This is a genomic window from Paenibacillus xylanexedens (assembly GCF_017874615.1).
Taxonomy (GTDB): Bacteria; Bacillota; Bacilli; order Paenibacillales; family Paenibacillaceae; genus Paenibacillus; species Paenibacillus xylanexedens.
Map to the genome: position 1 here is coordinate 115,541 of NZ_JAGIKV010000006.1, position 22,511 is coordinate 138,051.

Sequence of the window (22,511 nt, forward strand, 5' to 3'; positions counted from 1 at the left end):
ACATTTCCAATAAAATAGACGGTATACACCCTGTTTCGGGCATACACCGTCTAGTATAGTCATCGACACGACACAATAGAACAAGAACATCTCAGCCAGTTAAGCCGGAAATGCCTCCAAAGCAGCATCGAGCAATTGATTGTACAGATCGTCATCATTCTCAAGCAGCTCGTCCATACGAAGCAACTCATCTTCATCTCCAGATTGCTCCGTGAAATGTAAGCTGTAGTCCCAGTCTTTTCCGTTCTTGCTCATGAAGGTAATCTCATATACTGACTTTTCGCCTTCTGTGCGGTAAACGGTATTTCCCACGTATCCTTTTTCACCTTCACGGCGCATCTCAGTACTTATAATTTCAATATTCACAATCATTCTCTCCTTTAATCTTTCATCTACAGTCGGTCTCCAACATTTCTGGTAAACCTAGTTTGGTAATTATTATTGGTTAATTGTACAATATATAACGTAGCAACGTATACCTTATTCAATGAAGGAACCATTCTGAGTCCTTACATCGTTGTAATGAGGATTTTAATACGTGTTCAAAAGGTCGGTTTTCAGTACCATAATAGCCAACAAGCTACGATATTATTATCACATTGGAGGAAAAAATAGCATGAATACTTTTGAAACGAATCTTCAGCAATATGCTGAACTGGCTGTACAAGTCGGTGTCAATGTCCATCCTGGACAGACACTCGTGGTTAACGCTCCAATCTCGGCAGCGCATTTTGTACGACTAATCGTCAAAGCAGCTTACGGTAAAGGTGCCAAATTGGTCAAAGTAAACTGGAGCGATGAAACCGTTACACGTCTTCATTACGATCTTGCACCTGATGAAGCCTTCTCCATTGAACCGAAATGGTTTGCAGCTGAAATGACTGAATTGGTTGAAGAAGGTGCCGCTATTCTGCACGTCATCGCTGAAAATCCGGATCTGCTGAACGGTGTAGCGCAGGAACGCATTATTACTAGCCAAAAAGTGCGCGGCAAAGCGCTAGAAAAATATCGTTCTTATCAAATGGCTGACAAATTCAGCTGGTCTATCGTAGCCGTTCCTTCTCCGGAATGGGCAGCTAAAGTGTTCCCGGACCTGCCGGAAGCACAACAAGTGGACCGCCTGTGGGATGTTATTTTCAAAACAGTACGGATCGGTGAACAGGATGCTGTTGCCGAATGGAAAACCCATTTGCAAAATCTCGATTCCCGCGCTGATCTGCTGAACAACAAGAAATACAAGAAGCTTCACTATACAGCTCCAGGCACAGACTTGACCATCGAACTTCCAGAAGGCCATATCTGGGTATCCGGTGGAAGTGTGAATGAGCAAGGACATGTCTTTATTGCCAATATGCCTACCGAAGAAGTATTCACGGCTCCGCTGAAAACGGGTGTTAACGGTACTGTGCGCAGCACGAAACCACTGAGCTACGGGGGCAACCTGATTGACGGTTTCTCACTAACATTCGAGAACGGCCGAATTGTTGACTATACCGCCGATCAAGGTCTCGATGCACTCAAAAACCTGATCGAGATAGATGATGGCGCACACTATCTGGGTGAAGTAGCCCTCGTTCCACATCAGTCCCCAATTTCCGATACCAATATTTTGTTCTACAATACTTTGTTTGATGAAAATGCCTCCAACCATTTGGCGATTGGTAATGCCTATGCCTTCTGTCTGGAAGGTGGTAAAACGATGTCCAAAGAGGAACTGATTGAACGTGGCATGAACTCCAGTCTCACTCATGTAGACTTCATGATTGGATCCGGAGAAATGAACATTCATGGCGTGACCTCCGAAGGTGCGGAAGAGCCGATCTTCCTGCAAGGAAACTGGGCATTTTAATCCCGTTTATGTGATTTAGGAGAGAGGAGATTACTCCTCTCTTTTCCTGCGTCAACAGGTCAAAAATTCAACAAATGGAGGGAACTCATATGTTAAGTTTTGAACAAAAACTGGATCGTTACGCTGAACTTGCTGTAAGAGTAGGTGCTAACGTGCAACCAGGGCAAGTATTTGTCATCTCTGCGATGATTGATACCGCTGAATTCGTACGTTTGCTGGTACGTAAGGGATATGAAGCTGGAGCCAAGCAGGTGATTGTAAAATACGGAGATGAAACCGTCAATCGATTGCGGTTTGAGATGGCCCCTGAGGAATCCTTCCAAGAGCCGCCGAAATGGCATGCAGCGGAGCTTGAAGAACTGGCGGCCAATAATGCAGCCTTTCTGACCGTATTGTCATCCAGCCCAGACCTGATGAAAGGTATTGACCCGGAGCGGATTTCCACCCATCAGCGTACATATGGTCAGGCGATGGCCAAGTACCGTCAGTATCAACAGGCGGATAAAATGAGCTGGACGGGTGTGGCTTGTCCTTCCTCCGATTGGGCAGCCAAAGTATTCCCGGATCTCCCGGCAGCCGAGCAGGTTAGCCAGCTGTGGGAAGCCATTTTTGCTGCAGTGAGAGCCGATCTGGAGGACCCTGTAGCGGCTTGGGAACAGCATATTGAACGACTGGAGACCAAAGCCGTTGCCCTGAACAACAAGAAGTATCAAGCATTACATTTCCTCTCCCCAAGGACGGATCTTACTGTCGAGCTTCCAGAAGGTCATATCTGGGCGCAGGCAGGTAGCGTGAATGAGCAAGGCACCCCTTTTGTCGCGAATATCCCGACAGAGGAAGTATTCACCGCTCCAGCCAAACATGGCGTTAATGGCAAAGTGTCCAGCACCAAACCACTGAGCTATGGCGGCAGTATTATTGATCGTTTTTCACTCACATTTGAGAACGGACGTATCATTGATTTTCATGCTGAAGAAGGTCAGGATACGCTGGAAAGACTCATTTCCATGGATGAAGGATCTCATTACCTCGGCGAAGTCGCTTTGGTTCCCTTCCATTCACCGATCTCTGAGAGTGGCATCCTGTATTACACTACATTGTATGATGAGAATGCGTCTTGCCATCTTGCGATTGGCAGTTCCTATGCATTCAATATCGAAGGTGGCAAAACGATGTCTCCTGAAGAGCTTGCAGCTCGTGGCATGAACACCAGCATCACCCATGTGGACTTCATGATGGGCTCTCCCGAGACGGACATCTATGGTATCACGGCAAACGGCGAACGTGAAGCCATCTTCCTTAAGGGAGACTGGGTATTCTAACTGATTACGGAGAGTAATCTCCTGTAATGTATTTTCACTGAACAGCCTTTTATTAATTTTCAGCAAACTTTCCCGCATGTTATACACACTTCCCTCATCTGGTTTTTCCCGGACCAACCTCCCATTGTACCGTTTCCATATTATGTTGTAAAATGTAATGATACCAATGTTTGTGGATTGTTCACCAGAAAGGAGAACATCATGGCCAATCGGCTCCAGTTATTACTAGCCTCAGATTTCCATAATTTAGGCTCTGCACTTCAAGAAGAAGTGTATTATGAATATTATAATATGGTACATGGTCTTATCGTTTATATCATCAAGGAGCGTGCTGCAGCAGAAGATATTATTCAGGAAGCTTTTATCAAAATCATTAAAAACAAACCCATCTTTGAAGACGAGGTCAAACTGAAAGCCTGGCTCAAGGTTGTCACACGGAACACAGCTATTAATTATCTGAGAAAAAATAAAAATAACCGTAACCAATTGGATACGGATAGTGTTTTTATAGATATGGAGACGATGAATCAGACGGCAGCTTCCGTGGAAAGCATGGTAGAAACGCAGATGATGGAAGAGTCCATTGAATATTATCTCAGACAGCTCAAACCGGAATATCGTGTACTGGTGGAGTTACGGTGGAAAAAAGGTCTCTCTTACCGAGAGATGGCCGAACTGCTGGATACCTCCGAAGACATTGTGAAGCAACGCTTGTTCAGAGCCCGTGGCAGTATCAAGAAGAAATTACATAAGGAATGGGGTGGAAGCATTGAGCAAAGGCAAGTCCGATAAAAACGCGGAGCGATTCGATTCAGAGCTGGAAGACGAATATTTCGACGCTGCGTTTGACCTGGCTTTTGATGAAGCTTTCCATCAGGCCGTCTCTGCCCCTTCCGCCTCCCATACCGAAGCCATGCAGCAATCCTGGCAGAAGGTAAACAGGGAAATTAACAGAATCGGTTTACGTAAAAAAAGAATACGTACTTTGCGACTTACAATCGTCGTAGCTGCGTCCGTGACCATCGGAGCCGTTATTTTCAGCCTGCCGTCCGGTACGCAAGCGGTATCCCCTTTTGTGCAATCCATCAAAGATTGGGGTAATGGCATGAAATCCATTATCATTGAGGATCGCACGACCCAACTGGGGGCTGATCCGTCAACAGCCAAAACGCCTCCACCACCGGAAACCAGCTTAGACGACATTCTTAAAGTACAAGAAGAAGAAGCTCTTAATACACCTTCGTATGAGTTATCGAGCCATCTGTTTCGTCCAGTACTTGTTACGGAAGAGATCGCACGCGAAGGGTTCATGGGTGACTTTCTGTTATCCAAGGCCATTCCCGAGCGATTCAATAAGGTCAAATTCGAACTCGTGCTCGATACTGAAAACCCTGTGAATCCAGACGATTATTATGAGTCCACACAAATGAGAGTTCAATATACCAGTGAAGGCAAGAGCATAGAGGATGAGATCATCCAGTTTGATTATGTCCATGTCATGCCTGGGGAGAAAATTGAAGGGGCCATGCTTCGTGATATGAGCACCGTAAAGCTGGCGGACGGCACGGAAGCACTGATGTATATCGGCCCACCCTATAACTCCTTTCAGTGGATGATGGGTTCCAACAATATGAGTCTGTTTGGCACCCTTTCGGAAGAAGAAATGACTGCTATTGCCAACGATTTTCAAGAGCAGAAGTTTCCCGGCAGCACCCGTCGATAAGATCAGAATAACACGGTGCCAGAGACATGTTTGCTTGTTTCCGTGGTACTTCCATCATACGCTGTATGAATACTGGTAACGCGATAATAATATCCTGGCATGACGGTCCAATCCGATGCGGCATTCAGTAAGTTTGTATTCGTTGCATTGTTGGAATTCGTTTTAAAAGTTACCCATGCTGTTCCTGTCCAGCGCTCAAGTCGATAATCTACGGAAAGTGTCTTCATTGCTGTATATGTCATGGTCTTGGTATTGACGATAGCCGATAGTCCACCCCCAGGAATGACTGCACCGACCGCTTGATAGATATGTCCAAGTTCTCGAGTGTTAGCAAGCGAATGGATGGATGGTTCTGGCGGAGGCGGAGCTGTAAGAGCACCAGAGGACACATTGATCATCGGGCTTGCAACGGCTGGTTCGGACGTAGGTATAGCCAGGATTGTTGGCACCATTAACAAGGCAACAAGGGTTGTTTTTAGTATAGATGCTGCACTCTTATTATTCATTTTCCGCATATTGATCCATCCTCCGCTTCCATACTTGATTTTGTGTAAGGGTATAAACGGACGGATCGGGTGACAGGTTTCAAAAAAAATTAGACGCTCCGATGTTTCTGTCGGCAGCGTCTTTTGTCTTTGCATGCATCTCCAGCATGGTTGAAACCTAAATTATTCCATTCCGTATGTATATCAAGAATAGCTTCGTTACAGAGAACCGTTACGCCGATGTTGTCATTCATGCACCCAAAGAATCATGAGCATGCAAAGAAGCTGTACGATGACCATTACGTCACCATACAGCTTCATTTGTTACAATTTCGATCCGGCTACGCGCCTTCTTCTTCAACCAACAGTTCCAGCTTAATCACATTTACTCGGGAGATCCGCTTATGCTCTGTCTCTTGAATGACAAATACATAACCCCCATACTCAACCGATTGACCGACCTCAGGTGGAATGGCATCTACTCTGGAGTATAGCCAGCCCCCGATGGTATCGTAATCGGCACGATCCATCTCCAGTCCGAATCGTTCGCTGACTTCTTCAATCAGCATCATTCCATCAATAGAGTATTCCATCTCATCCACTTGTTCAATGACAGGACGCTCATGGTCGAATTCATCCTGAATCTCGCCTACGATCTCTTCCATGATATCTTCAAGTGTGACAAGCCCGGAGGTTCCGCCGTATTCATCAATCAGAATCGCAATCTGTGTCTTGCTACGCTGCATACGCTTGAGCAGATCACTGATTAAGGTGGTATCTGGCACAGCCAGGATGGGCCGGATCACGGAGATGGTATCCGTAAGTTGGGATCGCATCAGATCCTTAATGTGAATAAAGCCGATAATATGATCCTTGTCTCCGTTATATACCGGATACCTTGTTCGCATACTCTCGCTGGCAATCTCCAGATTTTCCAGCATGGACTCATTGGCATTCAGACAGATCATCTCCGTCCGCGGAATCATAATTTCACGGGCGGTTGTATCCGTAAAATCAAATATATTATCAACAAGTGCTAATTCAGTGTTATCAATTAAACCGCTCTTATTGCTTTCTTTCATCAGAATACGTATTTCATCTTCGCTATGTGCCGAGTCAATCTCCGAAGCTGGTGCTATTCGGAACAGTCTCAACAAGCCGTTAGCCATACCGTTCAGTGCCCATATGAATGGATACATTAACTTGTAGAAGAACGTTAGCAAAGCCGCAGACCACAACGTGATCGTCTCAGACTTTCGAATCGCCATCGTTTTGGGGGCAAGTTCTCCCAGTACAATGTGCAAGATCGTAATAATCACAAATGCAATGGCAATAGAGATTCCATGAACGTAGACTGGTCCCAGTCCAAATGCGGTAAACACGGGCTCTAACAGATGTGCAATTGCCGGTTCTCCCAGCCACCCGAGTCCCAGTGAAGCCAAAGTTATACCTAGTTGGCAAGCTGACAGATATGCATCCAGATTACGTACGATATTGGAAGCATAGATGGCATTTTTGTTGCCTGTTTCCACCAAAGCCTCAATCCGACTTCCACGAACCTTCACCATCGCGAATTCCGCCGACACAAAGAAACCATTCATTAATACAAGTAAACCAATTATTACTAAATTTAAAATACTCGGTAAGGGGTCACTCAAATTTTCATCCTATTCGCCGTCATTCTTCGACAAATAGGTCCACCTCCTTCGAAAATGTAGGATATTTGCCATTCTGCCGCTCATATGCAATTTCAACTTCCCAATGCTTCCACCTCCACTTTGTTCTGTCGAATAACAAAGATATGCTTCTTTTATTATATAATTCTACACTACACAGTCAATCCGTGTCCTATGACAACGAAATGGCACAAACGCCTTTTTTCTTTAACAAAAGTCTCGATTACGCTGTTTTTTTAACATTTCACAAACAATGAACTAACCAAACTAAAGAGAGCATCCTCGCTCATGCTTCCGCATGGCTGGATACTCTCTTTTTGCAATGCTGTTATTTTCTTGAATTCTATCCGCTAATTACGATGTCGACTCAATCTCCACTACGGTCTCAGAAGCGGTATTCCAACGCCATCTGGCTTGTTTCCCGCTTTCGTTATGCAATCCACCGATCCAGAGTTCATCCTGCTTCAGCAGTGCCCAATCGACTTCACCATTCAACACCTGAATTCCGAGTTCCGTTAGAGACAGGACTCCGTCACGGAATTTTTCATCATGCTGCTTGAAATTAGGGAAAGTTGTTGCACCGGTCATCTGAAGAAGGGCATGAGGTCCTTCTGTCATCCGCCTCAGATGTGCCCAGTATTCAAGATCACCCATCCCGAGAATATGCAGCTTGTCCCCCACCTTGCGAAACAAAGGATACGGACGAACTATACCCGCTCTAATGGTCTCCAGTGTTGTCTGCTCAATTAGTCCCAGACCGTTCGATACAGATGGCAGACGGGACAAATGTGCCTTAAAGGCAGCTTTCGCAAAGGGTAGCGCAGAAGTGTCTGCCTGCAAGTAATCCAGATGATCCCGGATATCAGTCGACGTATAGGCTTCCCAGAACTGTGCACCGGCTTGTAACTCGTTTTTCTCAATCACATGCCAACTGCCGGACAGACGTTCAATCTGTGTGGAGGTAAGCTGTCCCAGTCCTCTAAAATGCTCAATCTCTGGATACGAGTCAATACAGAGCAGATTCAGTTTCGTATTCTGGAGTGCTTGTCCTTTGAAATAATGTAACAGATACGATAACATCGTCTGATCATAGAGATCGTATTCGAACCATAAGACAATTTCCTTGTATTGTTGAAACGAATTCAACTTGCGTTCAAGTTCCTCAATCTTCAAGTATTCCGCCTGTGGAATGCCCAACTGCTGCTCTAACACGGATGCCCGATTCTGCCGCTCCTTCGTATCTCCCATCTCTTTGGCTACCGGGCCGAACGTGTACAACTCTCTCCATACCAGGATGTCTCCCTGAATTCCACTTTCTCTTAAACGATTGGCAGCGTGATCCCCATTCATAATGTGTAACAATCCTTTTCCCCCTTCATACAAGTCACTGAATACAGAGACCAGATCCCTTACTGGCATAGAGCGCTTGAGTTTGGATCGGGCATCGAACAGTCTTTTCTTTAATGCAGGTACTTTGACCCCGAGGAAATCCGATATTTCCTTGAGCGAGTATCCTTCCAAATAAAACAGTTCAACAGCAATCCGCATCGATGATGGCAGTATTGCAATGGAATCACGCAGCGTACGATGCATTTCATTTTGCACCGCTTGTTTTTCCGGATCATGCGCCTGATCCTCTTCATGGAATACATGCTCCAGCTCCTGAACTGGAATCATGGTATGCTGCTTGCGTCTTAGCCAGCGATAACACTGCCTCTCCACGATCACCTTGAACCACCCGGGAAAAGCCTCAGGAGCTTCCAGCTTGGACAGATTGCCAAAGGCTTCAGTAAACGCCTCCTGTACGACATCTTCAGCCCAAAATGTATCTCCTAAACGATTGTAGGCAACAGCAAGTGCCATCCCGCGATATTGAGACATCAGTTGTGCGTAAGCTTCGGTTTCCCCCTTCATCGCTCCTTCAATCCATGAATTCAATGCTATGGACTCCCTTCATATAAGCATGCTGCTTGTTCTATTCATGTATAAGTGCCATGTTATCGCCAAAAGGTTACGTATGACTCTAAACCTATAGTAACCTTAGTATATATGCTTATGTAAAAAGCTGCCCCGTTTGCGGATAACCTCCACATTCGGGACAGCCTGCAATTCACTATGTGTTAGACATGTCAAATATCAATTGAAATCGTGAAGCGCCAATTAAAATCTGCTTGGAGCTTGCGGGTAATTGCCTACCACTCCAGGATATTGATACAACAACGGCTCATCAAATGTAGCATAGTCGAAGTTGACCATCAACAGCATGATCCTTCTTCCTGTCTTCGGGTCACTGATGATAATATGATCACGGCCCGCTGCTTCAATAATACCTTGGAATATACGAGCGTTCCATTCTTTGTTGCCCTCATATGTCATGTAGAACGTACCGAATTTCCCGAGATTCAAACGTAAAATATTCTCAATGTATGACTGCTCAAACTGTGGAGCCGTTGTCGTGATCACTGCACCCGATGGTGTCATCGGGCTTCCACTGGATACGAGTGGGGGTACACTTGTGGAGCTTGGTGATACCATCCCTGGTGTTGGTGACATGGCAGGCATTCCGTTACCGATTTTGTAAGACGTACCTTGAACCTGAGAATTGGCTTGTTGACCCAACACAGAATTCGCTTGCTGGCCCAACACGGAATTCGCTTGCTGACCCAGTGTTTGAGTCGTTGGTTGATAAGGCTGATTAATCATGGTGATTCCTCCCCAAATTTAATATACTTCCGGACAGTCATCGCCTGTCGGACTGAAGAAACAATGTGCTTTGAAACGTCCTGTATTTTGCTGGTCATACCACGTTGGTGGACAGTCGCCCACAGGTCGGAAAAACCACAATGAATTACTCGCTGGCCAGATGCGTTCTCCATTAATTACACGCTGTGCCAGACGAATCTCGGATTCTCTAGCCCGCTGGTAGAAGTAACCCTTCTGAGTTGACTCGAAGCCCCCCGGGTTTTGGAATACCATACGATTGATGTCGCGAATATCCCGAAAGTCCAGACAATCCACCAGTACCCGGTTTACACCTACATTGCCCACAAGCAGCATGCCCTGTTCGCCGTCACCTTCAGCCTCCGCCCTCATCAGCCTAGCCAATAGCTTGACGTCCTCTGAGTTGGCTTTAATAACAGCCATAGTCTGTTTCCTCCCTTGTTTCAGCTGTTCATCTCCGTACATCGTATTGTGCAGGAGCCCATTCGGTGACACGATTCCATCTTTTTTCCATAAAAAAAAGCCCGGAACCTCACCCAAGGTGAAGTCCCGAAGCAACTCGTTTCTTATAATACTCGCCTGTTCAGGGCTTGGCTTCAATCCAATAATCATAGGCATGAACAATGTTGCCTTGGTAAGCCTGATGTTCGGCCAGCAGATCCGGAAGCTTGGCAAGCTGAAGTTCCATCTCCGCTGCCCCTTTCTCATAAAAGGAAATATGAGGACCTTCATGGTTCTGCTTCATTTCGACCGAAATCATTAACCTTTTTCCCAAACGATCCGCGATCTCCATCTCCTGACTCACAACAGCAGCAATCCCATTGGAACCTTCGGCGTTGTTACGGAAGGCCATCAGCGACACATGATCGAGTGTACGGATCATAAATTCAGCCACAGATGTATCCTTTCCTGACAACGCGAAGCTATCCAGCCATACAGCAAGGTCTGCGCTTGTTTCGAGATCACTGTCCTTCTTTGTTTCTTCCTGGAAAAATGTAATATTGGCAGCCCATTCGGTCAACAGGGTGTCCCGACTATTCTCCCACTCCGGCAATGTGTAAGGCTCAATATCCAGATGGATGCCTTCAAATCGTTCATCCGGCTCGGATTCAGCATTATAGTTTTTCACATAATCAATCAATCGCTGAATGCGTGGACGATTCTCCTTTTTGCCCCAGATGGGGTGTCCACCCATCGCATGGATCTCAATGCCCTGCGCTTTTGCCCGTTTCACAAAACTGCGATAACTGGAATAGGGTTGATCCAGATCTAACCGCACATACAACCAGTTAATATTCTGCTCTCTAGCAAACGCTAGTATGTGCTCTCCGCCGTCATGCGTCACCTGAGAGGCCTCCCAGATATACGTTCCCCGAATCTCTGGCTGATTGGATGGAATCTCCGGTGATGGCAGTTCTGACGGCTCCAGTTGTCCCCAGTATACGATGTCATGTACTGCAGAACCTGCGTAGGAACTATGTCCGCTGAATGCTGAGGCAACTTCTTCAATAACGCTTTCCAGTTGTGCTGCACCTTTCCCGGCAAATGTCGTGAACTCCTCGCCAGGCATTGGCTTGGTGTTCAACCCAACCGTGACGCTCACATTGCTGGCATCTGCCCAGTTCATTTCCTGTTCAATCAAACGTATGATACCATTGTTCCCTTGTGCGTTATCACGGTAAGCGAGTAAAGTGACATGCTCCACTCGTTCAATGAACCAACGTGACAATGGTTCGTTATCTGCATCTTCAGAAACTCTATTTCCTGTGACGGTATAGGAATCCAGCCAAAATGGCAGGTCAATATTCACTGCAACTGCGCCATCCTGTCTCACTTGCTCAAATAACAGATTCATATTGGCCACCCAGGATTGAACAAGTGGCTTGGCATCTTCTTTCCATGCCGGGAGTACATAGGGCTTGATATCCAGATGTATGGCATCAAATCGCTCATTAGGCTCCGCAGCCAGATTGTAGTCACTCACCCAGGATGCTAACCTGAGCATGGGGCCTTCACGGCCACTGAGTGCCCAGGACGGATCGCCTCCCAGCGCTTCAACCGCAATACCCGCACGGCTTGCTTTGGCTATAAACGTCTGGTATACCTCCTTGGACAGCGTCATGTCTACATTCACGTACAGCCTGTTTATCTTATGTTTAGCTGCATTGGCCAACAGCTCATCTCCGTTGCTAACAGACTGTGCCTGCCATACCCAGGCCGCCCGTATATCTGTGCCGTCAGCTTCAGCAGGTGACTCATTCCCTATCATTATCATCCCTCCGATCAGCAGTAACAGCCAAAATACCTTCCGGGATTGTTTCCCGAACATATACTCCCTCCATTCCTCTACTGTTGTAAAATCACATTTATTATAGCAACCGAGTTATTAAAAACAAATAAGCCCAAGTGCTTAACTTGGGCTTATCACTCTTAAGTTGGGACAGCTTAGGGCTCGCCGGGTTCAATCCCGGTTCTAGTCCTCATATATCATTTTTCGGGTCATGCCTCCATCAATAACGAGGTTGGTCCCTGTGACAAAGGTATTGCTTGGATCAGACAAATATAAACAAGCACGGGAGATATCCGAAGGAACACCCACACGACTGGAGGGATGCTGTTCATGATCCTCCTTTTTCAATTTCTCCACGTCACCTGTCTCAATCCATCCCGGACTGATACAATTGACCCGAATTTGGTCCTTACCCAGTGAGACCGCCAGCGCATGCGTCAGAGCTACAATCGCTCCTTTGGATGCGGCATAAGCTTCTGTATCCGGCTCAGACATCAGCGCACGAGTAGAAGCCATGTTGATAATGGCACCTCCATGTTCATTGCTTTTCATATGTTTGGCTGCTTCCCGACTCGCCAAAAAGCAACTTCTCACATTGGTATTGAGCACATCGTCCCATTCTTCCAGCGTCAGCTCATAGGGTGATTTCCATTTGGCGAGTCCTGCATTATTCACCAGAACATCAATTTGCTTGAATTCTTCCACGGTTGTACGAAAAAGATTCGTAATATCCTGCTCGCTCCGAACATCACATTGGACAAAGATGGCTTCTCCGCCTTCATTACGAATGGAAGCTGCAGCTGCCGCCCCTTCTGCTTCCTTGTAGTCAGCAAGTACAACTTTGGCCCCGGCGACTGCATAAGCCTCAGCCACACTTCGTCCTATTCCCTGAGCGGCCCCGGTTACAACAACGACCTGATCTGTAAATGACATATTGATTGCCTCCTCTATGGTAATGATCCTTTGATCATAATCTCATTAAGCCTCTTCTTATATAAAAACACGTTAGGCCCATTAAGAAACGCTTGTCCAGCAAATAATCAAAAAAAGCTCACGCCATTCTGGCGCAAGCTGCTCAGTTTAACCCCGTAGGCGTTCAGAATATACGCGATTATATCGCTCGAAGCCTACATAACGTGTTCCTTTGAACGAGAGCCGTCCTTCATCCCCCTCAGCGCACAAACCATACTCTTCGCCATTGACTTTGAATTCGAGCCGATCTCCACTTTCTACTTCAAAGGTGACGTAGTATAACGTTCGTGCTGTACTGCCCGGTTCAGATTGCGACTGACTCATCTTCATCCGTCTGCTGGTGATTCGTGAAGGCACGGTCAATAGCGGCTCCGAGTTGTTGCGTCCCCACCTCCATACCTCCTTTCCCATCGACAGAAGGACTATACCTATAATCAGAACAAATACAACCGGAAAGACGGTTCCAAACAAATCAAACATCCAGGATGATTCAATGCCCATGTCTCTCCCTCCGTTCATACAACTTAGGACAGCCGGAGTCTTGACCCGTCTCCTGTAAATGTATATGCACGTAAACAAAGAACTTGTTATCCGGATTGAAATCGAACGGTGTGAAGGGAAAAACCCTCCGGCAGAATACCGAAGGGTTGCTTTATACGAAAATAAGTACTATCTCATTATCTAATACCCTGCTGCCTAGCAGCCCTGTTTTACTTAAAGGTTGTTGCAAATCGTTGATCCAACAATATAACCTGTCCCTCTTTTGTCAGCATAAACGATGCACGATAGATAGCCAAATCATCTTTTTCCGCTTGCAGCGACTTCTCATCCAGGAATGTTTCCTTCTGAATATGATAGGCATAATCAATATTACGTTCAGATTCAACCAAAACATGTTCCTTGCCATACAGATCGAGAATCTCTTGATGTGTCATCCCCGCCTCTGCCCCGCGAGCCGTCTTAAAGTAACCTTTCGAGTCCTTATTCAAGATGATACTAACGACTTTGCTATCCCTGTAGCCAATCGTAATCCCGTTATTGTATTGATAGGATTGACCCACACTGGTTGATGTTCCCTCACCGAGAATTTTCTCCGCCTCTTCCTGACTCATTCCTTACGTAATCTTATCCTCACTGTCGGTCTTCGTCACAGCCAGATCCTGTTCTGAAAAAAATTTATAGTGACGTTTTCACCATTCCTCACAAAACAAAAAGGGTATCCGATATGTAGTTACTCCTGTACCATTATCCGCTCCAACTGAGATAACAGCCTCAGGTAAAGCACTGCTATCTCAGTTCAAGCAAACCCATGTTACCGTTGTGGATGCATATTTAATAAAGTTAAGGAGAGTTTGCTAGCCTGTTAACGGACTCATGCTAATTGTGTGATCACAAGATGTGCGGATACAGGTCTAGTTCCGCCCGCAAGTGGCGTGATTGTTAATGCTGTAGCATTACCAGCCGGGTTCCGCACGGTCAGAATAGAATTAATCACGGTTGTCTGCACCAAAGCCATACCAACAATCTGAGACGTTCCCGTTGCTCGCCCAACTACTGTGAAAGCCAGATCTGCCCCATTGAGGGTTAAGATTAATTGACCCGCTTCATTGATGCTCACCTGGAACAAAATCTGATACGTACCAATGGCTGCCAGATTGAAGGAACTAGGCCCTGTGCGTGCGATAGTTGTTCCACTTGTCGGCCCATCCTGAGGAAAGCTTACATCTGTACCGGGAGCAACCGTTGCAGCATTATCAGGTGGCATCAGTGCGAAAAAGTCAGCGAATCCAAGTACGCTTCCGGCTGCCCCTGTTGCACCTGTAGCTCCCGTTGCTCCAGCGGGACCTGCTACTCCTGTCGCACCTGTCGGGCCTACTGCTCCAGCAGTACCTACCGCTCCTGTTGCACCAGCTGGGCCTGCCGGGCCTACTGCTCCAGCAGCGCCTACCGCTCCTGTTGCACCGGCTGGGCCTGCCGGGCCTACTGCTCCAGCGGGACCTACCGCTCCTGCTGCTCCTGTCGCACCCGTCGGCCCAACAGCTCCTGGAAAACCTTGAGGTCCAATTGCTCCGGCAGGTCCGGGATTACCTTGCGGACCTTGTGGCCCTACAGCCCCTGCTTCTCCCGGAATCCCCTGGGCTCCCATAGGTCCAGCAGGTCCGACCGGACCTTGAGAACCTACCGCTCCAGCAGGACCAGGCTGTCCCTGGGGCCCTTGTGGTCCAGGTGGCCCCCCCGCTGGTCCTTGAGCTCCTGGTGGTCCTTCAACCCCTTGTTTACCTTGGATACCCTGTACGCCTTGTGTACCTTGTGGTCCTGTTGGACCAACAACAGTAGGGGTAGATATATTTACTTCTGGAGGCGGACATTTTACTTGAACGAACTTTTTAACCACTTTCAATCGGCGGTCTTTTCTTTTAACTTTACATGGACATACTGTTGCCTTTTTTCTCTTCATACGTTTCTTCACTTCTGAATGACTCACAGTGTGGACACCTCCCTATAGACATAGTTTAACGTACGTATGTAGATGAGTAGATGCGTGGACGAACAACCATTTTAACTAAAAAACTCCGCTAATTATCAGGTAAAACAATGAAATCAGTAGCAACTGCCTATACGTTTGATCTATTTTGTTCATAACCATCGATTCAAGCGAGTTGATTTACATGAGGAGACTTGTTCACAAAAAAACTCATGCCATTTGGGCATGAGTTGCAGGATTTAACCACGCAGACGTTCCGAATAAAGCCTATTAGTTCGTTCAAAGCCAATATATCATGCCCCTTGAAAGAGGGCCGTCTTAAATCTGCATCGGGTGTACGACGATATATGAGTTTTGACAAAAGGGCAACCATGACCTCCATAACGTGTTCAGTTCACTTATACTGAGTTTTCGATTGTAATATTCTTCATCACAATTAATCTTGTGATCTAACGATTCTGCCAAGTAAAAATGTGTTTCATCATAGCCAACGACGGGAACAAAATGCAAATAACGTTGTTTGGGATGTACTCTAATAAATATAATAACAGGCACCCCTTGGCTGATCTGCTTCTTCAACGTGTTCACATTTCCTCGTAAGTACATTGCCTGATATCCTAGCTTTCTGAAAAAAACAACGACCGCTTTGGGATATACCGTACCATCCAGTAATTTGCGAGGATAAGTTTCATAGAGCTTTGTTCCTTTAGACTCTACACCGAAATGTCTCAAGACGAACGCACTCGAAAATGCAGCGCATTCGTAGTTTTTCTGAATATCCAACCGATTTGAAGATTGAATGTAATATGTGCTTGGCACACTGACTGTGTACATGCGATCTTTCTTAGGAAAACTGAAATAAAGGGAGATCACCCAGAGAATAATCAACCAAAGTAATACATTGAGAAACAATACGTGACCTCCTTCGCTTCATCAAGATGTCTTTTAGGTGTTCATTCCTCGCACCAGTTCTTTAAAACCCATTCTTTAATTTGTTCAGCTACTCCCACTGCTGTAAGCTCTGTCGTATCAATTGTTTGCATTGGCGGGTCAAACGCAGTTTCCGAATTCTGGAGTAACCAATTGGCAAAGTTTTTGTGTTCTTCAACCAGGTTCTCGTTCCACCCACGGGCTCTTAAACGCGTCTCGCGAGTAACATCGTCACAGTGCAAATTCATATATAGAATTCGATCAAATCGATCTATGTAATCGGACGATGCAATGTTTTCCGGCACCATCGTTCCGCATAAAACAGTCCCTCGTCCACTTAGCGATATGTTATACGCAATCCTCAACCAATTCTCTTTGGCAATCTGCCAATCCATGTTATCGATGATATCCATATCAAAGACGTCAAATTCGGGTAGCTGCTTCCGAACATGCGAAGAGATCGTTGTTTTTCCTGTTCCGCTTGCGCCTGTCACTACAAACAGCGGTAATTTTCTCATAACTAGCTCCTTTAGTTAAAATAAAATTTGATCTATTACGTTCTCCATTGATCTGCTTTCAAGCCATAAATGATAGCGATATATAGGTAGCAGTATCCATTTGATATTTAAACATAGCCCACTCTCCGATTCATTTCATTTAATCACCGTTTTCTTGCTTTAATCACAAAGGATACAGGTAACATCTTCGCTCTTTTAAGGAGACTATCGCTATTATTATGTAATTGCATGATATCCTCATCGGATTCTTCTATCATTTGTTCAATGACAAATCCCGCTTTCGCTAACGCATTGATATAGGTTGATAGTTGACGATCAGCCAAGGTTAATTCACCCTGACAAAAGTCAGGAGATACCGCATACCACGATTCATCAGAATATGGCTTATTGAAGACAAATCTATCATTTTCTTCAACGACACATCTATGAATTGGATGAGACCAGCTGAAAATAAAAATGCCATCTTTCTTTAAATAAGAAGCGATTCGGCTGAAAGTACCTTGAAGATCGGTTGTCCAACCTATGGCATAAATCGAATACACTGCGTCAAAATAATTAGTAGGAATACCACATTCCTCTTCCATGGGTGAACATATCAATGTTGCAGAAATGCCGTATGTCCTCAAGTGTTGTTGTGTCTTTTCTATCTGTTTCTGGGATATATCCATACCCCATAGCTCACCAGCTTTGCGGTCTCCATGATACTGCAAGGATTGACCATTTCCACAGCCCACCTCTAACATCTTTAATCCTGAGACATCACCAAAAAGTTGGTGTTTTTCTTCTGAGATAAATGCTCCATAATGTGGAAGCACGATTGCTCTCAAAAAGTCATTCCCTTTTGTATCCCAATAAAAGCTGTTTGTTTCATAAACACTGTATTTGTTCATCTGATAGTCTCCTTTTTACACTACATTCAGAACATCACTTGTTACCTTCGTTGAAATATGTAATCTCATTGCCATTAAGTAAGCTTTTAAAGCCGTTCTTGTAGTAAGTTTTAAATATTATTCTTATCACTGAACTCAATGCAAAAAGGTTGCATCTCAGGTTTTAAGCAATACTCTATTCTTTCTCTGAAGTTTTTCCATTCGACTTTTAAAATAGCTTCTTCAATTGGAAAGAAACCAGACTCTAAGCTCTCCGATGATGTGATTAATACTCCTCCTATTGGTTTGGCTAGAAATAATGTGTTACATATTGAATTTTCGATATTTTGAAATATTCCACAGAATTTGATGATTTCAATGTCGATTCCGGACTCCTCTTTCGTTTCTCTGATCGCAGCTTGACTTAGGGATTCTCCTTCTTCTACTTGACCACCTGGCATTTCCCATCCTCTTCGTGGTCCTCTAATAAGTAATAATTCATTTTGTTCATTGATCACGATTGCAGCGGCAGATAAGATATGTTTTGGAGGGCTCATTTATTCGACTCCTTCTAGAGAGATTGGATATACGTTTGAAGAACATGATCTATAGCCAGACTAAAAGAAGTTATATATCCCGTCTTCAAAATAATTGTATTCTTCATCCGTTATTTTTGACTTTCCATACCCTTTATAAAATATTTCTCTATCTCTTTCATTGTCAAACGCATTATGTTTCGGTCTAATAGCTAATGCTACATCATATCTTGGGTCGCCATAAGCTGCTCCTGCCCAGTCAATAACTCCAACAATATTGCAATCATTAACTAGCACATTATCAATAGTAAAATCTCCATGGATGAAAGTGTTCTCTATTGGTTTTGGTCTTCCTTCTTTCAACTGTTGAAGTAGTTCTGCTGAGCCGTCTACAGCAAAGTGAGTTAGATTATATTCTGCTTTATTAAGCATTGTATCTAACCAAGGATTGTCATTGTTCAATAATTCAACAGGACAAGAGCATTCATGTATTTTCTTTAAAGAAAGCCCAAAGTTAAAAATCGCTTTTTCTTTACTTTGGAGGTCAGGCATCTTAGAGAGAAATTCTCTTAAACTTATTCCATCAATATAATCCATCAGAAGCCATCTCGATGTGTCCTCAGTATGAAATGAATATACCTTTGGAACAGGGAGTCCCGTATGGTAAAGGTATTGGAGCACCTTATATTCATCGGATAACCATTCATTATAAAGATCGTTTTCTGTCTTCTTAATGATGTACTTTTTATCGAGCGTATCCAGAATAGCCACAGTAGAAGTATGGCCTTGCTTAGGAAAAGTGATTTTCTGGACTTCCCCTATATGTTCTTTTATTTCAATTGGGAGATCTTGAATATTCATAGTTTTGTCCTTTCTACAATTTCATGCCCTTTCTCTTTCAGATAAAGTCAATAAACAATTCCACATTTTGAGTCATTTACCTTAATTGTTTCTATAATAACCCATGCTGCAATATTTGCGAAGTGAATTTAAAAGCGCATACAATTCACTCCAAATCAAAAAGAACCCTCCCGCAGGAGCGTTCTCTGTGAATGATCAGCCTACGCGTACATTAGATCCATAAACCCGCGAGTTACTTCTCCGCCTTCGGCTGGTTCGGGCTGGTCTGCCTGTGCGTGTTCTGTCATGCAAGCCTTCACTGCTTCCTCTGTTGTACAACGATTCGCATCGTCACATGTGTAGCATAATTGAAGCATATATCTGGTTAATTCATCCGCCTGCGTGAATTGAGTTTGACCGTTGGTTCTCATCTTCATCACTCCTTCTCTTGTTGAGTTAAATATATCACCTTCTAGTGGATTTATTTGTGATTTATTTCACAAACTAAGCGAAAAAAGAAAAGGAACCCTTAAGCTCCTCTCCTTTCTCCTATCTATTCACAACGATAAAACTCTACGTTTATAGTACTTTCCAATGTACACCGCCATCTACCGTTTGCAATAACAACGATCTTTTCGCATCTGTATTTTCAACCAGTATCCAGCCAAGCTTGGAGGTAACCATCTGTATCTTCACAATCTCCGGATAGTCTTCCAAAATTTTCTCCAGTACACTGCTTGCAGGAAGAGCGCTCCACGTTTTGCCCGCATCCTTGGTGTGGTAGGTTATGCCCTTTTGCATCGCCCAACCTTCTGATGCGTTCAGAAATACCGGTGAAAGGTTACGATTCGCACCCGTTTGTTTATTCAAAGTGAAATTGGACAGCTTCCAACTCTTTCCACCATCGGTGGTGAAAAAACCATTAAATGTCGTGCTCTCCCCTTGAGAACAGGACACTGACATCCAGGCTGATTGCGCTTCACGTCCAAAAAATTGTGGTGAACTAACACTGAAATTACCACACCCGTTGAATTTGTTTCGATCAAAGAAGGATGGTCCAGTATTCCAGTTCTCTCCGCCGTCTGATGTTACATACAACTTCGGTGTGCCGAACTCCAGCGCTGTTAAGAAACCATGTTTTGGATCCGAGAAAGTCATCCCCGTGGTGTATCCACGTTTGGAAATCTCTTCTGCTTCCTGTTTGCCATCTTCATCACTGGATGACATCCGATTCCAGGTAATTCCACCGTCCTCGGTGAAGTAAAGTTTCTTGTCCTGTTTACCAATAGCGGTATCCACCGTGGTGAGAATCCAGCCTTTTTCAGGAGATACAAATGAGATCGCAGTCACTTTATCCGTCTTGGACAGAGAAGACAGACTCCAAGTTACGCCTCCATTGTTGGTGCGAAGCACCATGGTATCTGTTCCACCCATACCTTCACGAACAATCCAACCATGTGCACGATCTACAAAATAAATGCTTTGTCCATATTTAGGGTTAGCCGGAAACTGTACATTTTCCGAAGGTGAAATATTGGTCCAGGTCTTTCCCTGATCCTGAGTGTAGTACAGGCGCAGCGCATTCCGCGTCACACCCCACGCCAATCCTCCGTTGTCATTGAGCAACTGAAAATCGGTCAAACGGGTCTGTATTTGGTACTTGGCGTTATCCGCAGATTCTGTACTGTTGACAGGGGGAACGACGGTTAATGTCTGCCCTGTATTCCCGGCATCCTCCTGCTGCTGCGGAGGTTCTGCTTCCGGAGGTTGATCTGAGTCGGTGCATGCAGCCAATACAGCTGCTATACCTAGAGACAGCAATGCTGTCTGCGCCATTTTAATCCATTGCGAACGCAAGTGGGTTCCACCTCTCTCACCCAATATACAGGCGCGCATGCCTGTCCTATGGCGTTTTTATTTACGATTCATCAGAATCCACTGCTCCTATTCTACCACAAACCTTATGTAAAAGGCTCATTGGCTACGTATGGGCTGGCCACTCCCTTTTTCCAGTTACCATTAATTTCATCCTAAACTGTTTTTCGACGGAATAATTGGTAAAAAGACATGAAATGTGAACTATTTTATAGACAACACTCGCTTTATATTCTTCAATCCCTTAATATGGATGGGAGTATAACCCCAAGGGAGTGGATATGAACATGACAAACAGTGTAGCATTGAAACCAAGTCGTGTCGTGATTGTAGGCATGGGTGCGGTGGGAACAACAACGGGATACACGCTAATGTTGAGGCAGCGTTCGTCCGAGTTGGTATTTGTGGATGTGAATCATGATAAAGCAACCGGCGAAATGCTGGATATGAACCACGGTCTTCCGTTTACGGGTGGCGTGAAAGTATGGGCTGGCGATTACTCCGACTGCAAAGATGCAGATATCATTATTATTACAGCCGGCGCTTCCCAGAAACCAGGCGAGACCCGGATTGATCTGCTGAAGAAAAATGCAAGCATTTTCAAAGATATTATTGAGCGTATTACTGAAGTGAACTCTCATGGTATTTTGCTGATTGCAACCAATCCTGTAGATATTCTGTCCTATACTTCGTGGAAACAAAGCGGATGGCCTGCTTCCCGTGTCATCGGTTCAGGCACATTGCTCGATAGCGCACGTTTCCGTTACCTGATTGGTAAGAACAAAGGAATCGACCCACGTAGTATTCACGCCCACATTATTGGTGAGCATGGTGATTCCGAAGTACCGGTATGGAGCCTGGCTAACGTTGCAGGAACAGATCTGGAACTGGATGAAGAAACACAACAGGATATCTTCGACCGCACCAAAAATGCAGCGTATGAGATTATTAATGCCAAAGGCGCGACTTCCTATGCAATCGCTCTTGCTCTGGACCGCATTGTAGCTGCAATTCTGGGCAACGAAGGCTCCGTTCTGAACGTATCCACGTTCCTCGAAGATTACAATGGCGTATCGGATGTCTATCTGGGCGTTCCATGTGTTGTCGATCGCAACGGTGTGCGCGAAATTCTGCCTCTTCCGCTGAATGAAACCGAGAAAGTAGCTTTCCAGGCTTCTGCTAACAAATTAAAAGAACAGATTGCTGGATTGGAATAATCTAGCCACGCAGTCATTCATGTCGTGAACGATTTAGGATGTTAAACGTTGTGAATTAAGATATCAGTGCCAGCCAAAAGGACCATTTGTTTCTTCCAGAGAGAAGAAGCGAATGGTTCTTTGGTTTGACTTCTATTTATATAACTATTTAGATACCAGATATTAGTTTACATAATATTAATTATGTCATAAATTCTACCTTC

At 45.0% G+C, this 22,511-nt stretch carries 23 protein-coding genes; 5 read left to right on the plus strand and 18 right to left on the minus strand.

The window, feature by feature from the left end; translation table 11 throughout:
• Positions 1-99: 99 nt before the first annotated feature.
• The gene (locus J2Z28_RS09845) at positions 100-366 is read right to left on the minus strand and encodes a hypothetical protein (protein ID WP_211082311.1); all 267 of its coding nucleotides are present in this window, start codon (positions 364-366) and stop codon (positions 100-102) included.
• A gap of 250 nt (positions 367-616) precedes the next feature.
• On the opposite strand from J2Z28_RS09845, the gene J2Z28_RS09850 reads away from it, so the two are divergent.
• The 4 genes from J2Z28_RS09850 (at position 617) to J2Z28_RS09865 (ending at position 4,894) form a co-directional block, all read left to right on the plus strand.
• Positions 617-1,849, plus strand: a complete 1,233-nt coding sequence (locus tag J2Z28_RS09850; protein WP_036613753.1) for an aminopeptidase — start codon at positions 617-619, stop codon at positions 1,847-1,849.
• 89 nt (positions 1,850-1,938) lie between these two features.
• Complete coding sequence (locus tag J2Z28_RS09855; protein WP_211082313.1) at positions 1,939-3,171, plus strand: aminopeptidase; 1,233 nt, start codon at positions 1,939-1,941, stop codon at positions 3,169-3,171.
• Between the two features lie 201 nt (positions 3,172-3,372).
• Entirely contained in the window at positions 3,373-3,963 is a 591-nt protein-coding gene (locus J2Z28_RS09860; protein ID WP_017688141.1) for an RNA polymerase sigma factor, read from the plus strand.
• Positions 3,941-4,894, plus strand: coding sequence for a hypothetical protein (locus J2Z28_RS09865; protein ID WP_211082315.1), 954 nt, complete (start codon positions 3,941-3,943; stop codon positions 4,892-4,894). The genes J2Z28_RS09860 and J2Z28_RS09865 overlap by 23 nt, the downstream gene beginning before the upstream one ends.
• A 2-nt stretch (positions 4,895-4,896) precedes the next feature.
• On the opposite strand, the gene J2Z28_RS09870 is transcribed toward J2Z28_RS09865, so the two are convergent.
• From J2Z28_RS09870 to J2Z28_RS09950, 17 genes are all read right to left on the minus strand, one after another.
• A complete protein-coding gene (locus tag J2Z28_RS09870) occupies positions 4,897-5,409 on the minus strand; it encodes a hypothetical protein (RefSeq protein ID WP_017688139.1) in 513 nt (170 codons plus the stop codon).
• A gap of 311 nt (positions 5,410-5,720) precedes the next feature.
• The gene (locus J2Z28_RS09875; RefSeq protein ID WP_211082316.1) at positions 5,721-7,037 is read right to left on the minus strand and encodes a hemolysin family protein; all 1,317 of its coding nucleotides are present in this window, start codon (positions 7,035-7,037) and stop codon (positions 5,721-5,723) included.
• Between the two features lie 372 nt (positions 7,038-7,409).
• Complete coding sequence (locus tag J2Z28_RS09880; protein WP_211082318.1) at positions 7,410-8,993, minus strand: sigma-70 family RNA polymerase sigma factor; 1,584 nt, start codon at positions 8,991-8,993, stop codon at positions 7,410-7,412.
• A gap of 222 nt (positions 8,994-9,215) precedes the next feature.
• On the minus strand, positions 9,216-9,677 hold the full coding sequence (gene gerQ / locus J2Z28_RS09885) for a spore coat protein GerQ (protein ID WP_415841440.1): 462 nt from the start codon (positions 9,675-9,677) through the stop codon (positions 9,216-9,218).
• 99 nt (positions 9,678-9,776) lie between these two features.
• On the minus strand, positions 9,777-10,199 hold the full coding sequence (locus J2Z28_RS09890; protein WP_211082322.1) for a cell wall hydrolase: 423 nt from the start codon (positions 10,197-10,199) through the stop codon (positions 9,777-9,779).
• Positions 10,200-10,359: 160 nt separating this feature from the next.
• Complete coding sequence (locus J2Z28_RS09895) at positions 10,360-12,045, minus strand: hypothetical protein (protein ID WP_211082324.1); 1,686 nt, start codon at positions 12,043-12,045, stop codon at positions 10,360-10,362.
• A gap of 204 nt (positions 12,046-12,249) precedes the next feature.
• Positions 12,250-12,999, minus strand: a complete 750-nt coding sequence (locus J2Z28_RS09900; protein WP_211082326.1) for a glucose 1-dehydrogenase — start codon at positions 12,997-12,999, stop codon at positions 12,250-12,252.
• A 147-nt stretch (positions 13,000-13,146) separates the two neighbouring features.
• On the minus strand, positions 13,147-13,539 hold the full coding sequence (locus J2Z28_RS09905; RefSeq protein WP_017688132.1) for a DUF2500 domain-containing protein: 393 nt from the start codon (positions 13,537-13,539) through the stop codon (positions 13,147-13,149).
• A gap of 209 nt (positions 13,540-13,748) precedes the next feature.
• Complete coding sequence (locus J2Z28_RS09910) at positions 13,749-14,150, minus strand: hypothetical protein (RefSeq protein ID WP_211082328.1); 402 nt, start codon at positions 14,148-14,150, stop codon at positions 13,749-13,751.
• Between the two features lie 260 nt (positions 14,151-14,410).
• On the minus strand, positions 14,411-15,523 hold the full coding sequence (locus J2Z28_RS09915) for a collagen-like protein (protein WP_211082330.1): 1,113 nt from the start codon (positions 15,521-15,523) through the stop codon (positions 14,411-14,413).
• Positions 15,524-15,841: 318 nt separating this feature from the next.
• Positions 15,842-16,435, minus strand: coding sequence for a C39 family peptidase (locus tag J2Z28_RS09920; protein WP_211082332.1), 594 nt, complete (start codon positions 16,433-16,435; stop codon positions 15,842-15,844).
• A gap of 41 nt (positions 16,436-16,476) precedes the next feature.
• On the minus strand, positions 16,477-16,971 hold the full coding sequence (locus J2Z28_RS09925) for an AAA family ATPase (protein ID WP_211082334.1): 495 nt from the start codon (positions 16,969-16,971) through the stop codon (positions 16,477-16,479).
• Positions 16,972-17,114: 143 nt separating this feature from the next.
• Complete coding sequence (locus J2Z28_RS09930) at positions 17,115-17,861, minus strand: class I SAM-dependent methyltransferase (protein ID WP_211082335.1); 747 nt, start codon at positions 17,859-17,861, stop codon at positions 17,115-17,117.
• Positions 17,862-17,971: 110 nt separating this feature from the next.
• Positions 17,972-18,397, minus strand: coding sequence for an NUDIX hydrolase (locus J2Z28_RS09935; protein WP_211082336.1), 426 nt, complete (start codon positions 18,395-18,397; stop codon positions 17,972-17,974).
• A 60-nt stretch (positions 18,398-18,457) separates the two neighbouring features.
• On the minus strand, positions 18,458-19,237 hold the full coding sequence (locus J2Z28_RS09940) for a phosphotransferase family protein (protein WP_211082337.1): 780 nt from the start codon (positions 19,235-19,237) through the stop codon (positions 18,458-18,460).
• Positions 19,238-19,437: 200 nt separating this feature from the next.
• Positions 19,438-19,647, minus strand: a complete 210-nt coding sequence (locus J2Z28_RS09945) for a hypothetical protein (protein ID WP_211082340.1) — start codon at positions 19,645-19,647, stop codon at positions 19,438-19,440.
• Positions 19,648-19,795: 148 nt separating this feature from the next.
• Positions 19,796-21,073, minus strand: a complete 1,278-nt coding sequence (locus J2Z28_RS09950) for a WD40/YVTN/BNR-like repeat-containing protein (RefSeq protein WP_211082342.1) — start codon at positions 21,071-21,073, stop codon at positions 19,796-19,798.
• 305 nt (positions 21,074-21,378) lie between these two features.
• Here J2Z28_RS09950 and J2Z28_RS09955 point away from each other — a divergent pair, with 305 nt between their 5' ends.
• Positions 21,379-22,308 (plus strand): L-lactate dehydrogenase, encoded by a 930-nt coding sequence (locus J2Z28_RS09955; RefSeq protein WP_211082344.1) that lies wholly within the window; start codon positions 21,379-21,381, stop codon positions 22,306-22,308.
• Positions 22,309-22,511: the final 203 nt, after the last annotated feature.

Bases quoted from the DNA above. Each gene is read 5' to 3' on its own strand.
- J2Z28_RS09850 (WP_036613753.1), top strand. From the start codon at position 617: ATGAATACTTTTGAAACGAATCTTCAGCAATATGCTGAACTGGCTGTA.
- J2Z28_RS09855 (WP_211082313.1), top strand. From the start codon at position 1,939: ATGTTAAGTTTTGAACAAAAACTGGATCGTTACGCTGAACTTGCTGTA.
- J2Z28_RS09860 (WP_017688141.1), top strand. From the start codon at position 3,373: ATGGCCAATCGGCTCCAGTTATTACTAGCCTCAGATTTCCATAATTTA.
- J2Z28_RS09870 (WP_017688139.1), bottom strand. From the start codon at position 5,409: ATGCGGAAAATGAATAATAAGAGTGCAGCATCTATACTAAAAACAACC.
- J2Z28_RS09890 (WP_211082322.1), bottom strand. From the start codon at position 10,199: ATGGCTGTTATTAAAGCCAACTCAGAGGACGTCAAGCTATTGGCTAGG.
- J2Z28_RS09895 (WP_211082324.1), bottom strand. From the start codon at position 12,045: ATGATAGGGAATGAGTCACCTGCTGAAGCTGACGGCACAGATATACGG.
- J2Z28_RS09900 (WP_211082326.1), bottom strand. From the start codon at position 12,999: ATGTCATTTACAGATCAGGTCGTTGTTGTAACCGGGGCCGCTCAGGGA.
- J2Z28_RS09905 (WP_017688132.1), bottom strand. From the start codon at position 13,539: ATGGGCATTGAATCATCCTGGATGTTTGATTTGTTTGGAACCGTCTTT.
- J2Z28_RS09910 (WP_211082328.1), bottom strand. From the start codon at position 14,150: ATGAGTCAGGAAGAGGCGGAGAAAATTCTCGGTGAGGGAACATCAACC.
- J2Z28_RS09925 (WP_211082334.1), bottom strand. From the start codon at position 16,971: ATGAGAAAATTACCGCTGTTTGTAGTGACAGGCGCAAGCGGAACAGGA.
- J2Z28_RS09930 (WP_211082335.1), bottom strand. From the start codon at position 17,861: ATGAACAAATACAGTGTTTATGAAACAAACAGCTTTTATTGGGATACA.
- J2Z28_RS09935 (WP_211082336.1), bottom strand. From the start codon at position 18,397: ATGAGCCCTCCAAAACATATCTTATCTGCCGCTGCAATCGTGATCAAT.
- J2Z28_RS09940 (WP_211082337.1), bottom strand. From the start codon at position 19,237: ATGAATATTCAAGATCTCCCAATTGAAATAAAAGAACATATAGGGGAA.
- J2Z28_RS09945 (WP_211082340.1), bottom strand. From the start codon at position 19,647: ATGAGAACCAACGGTCAAACTCAATTCACGCAGGCGGATGAATTAACC.
- J2Z28_RS09955 (WP_211082344.1), top strand. From the start codon at position 21,379: ATGACAAACAGTGTAGCATTGAAACCAAGTCGTGTCGTGATTGTAGGC.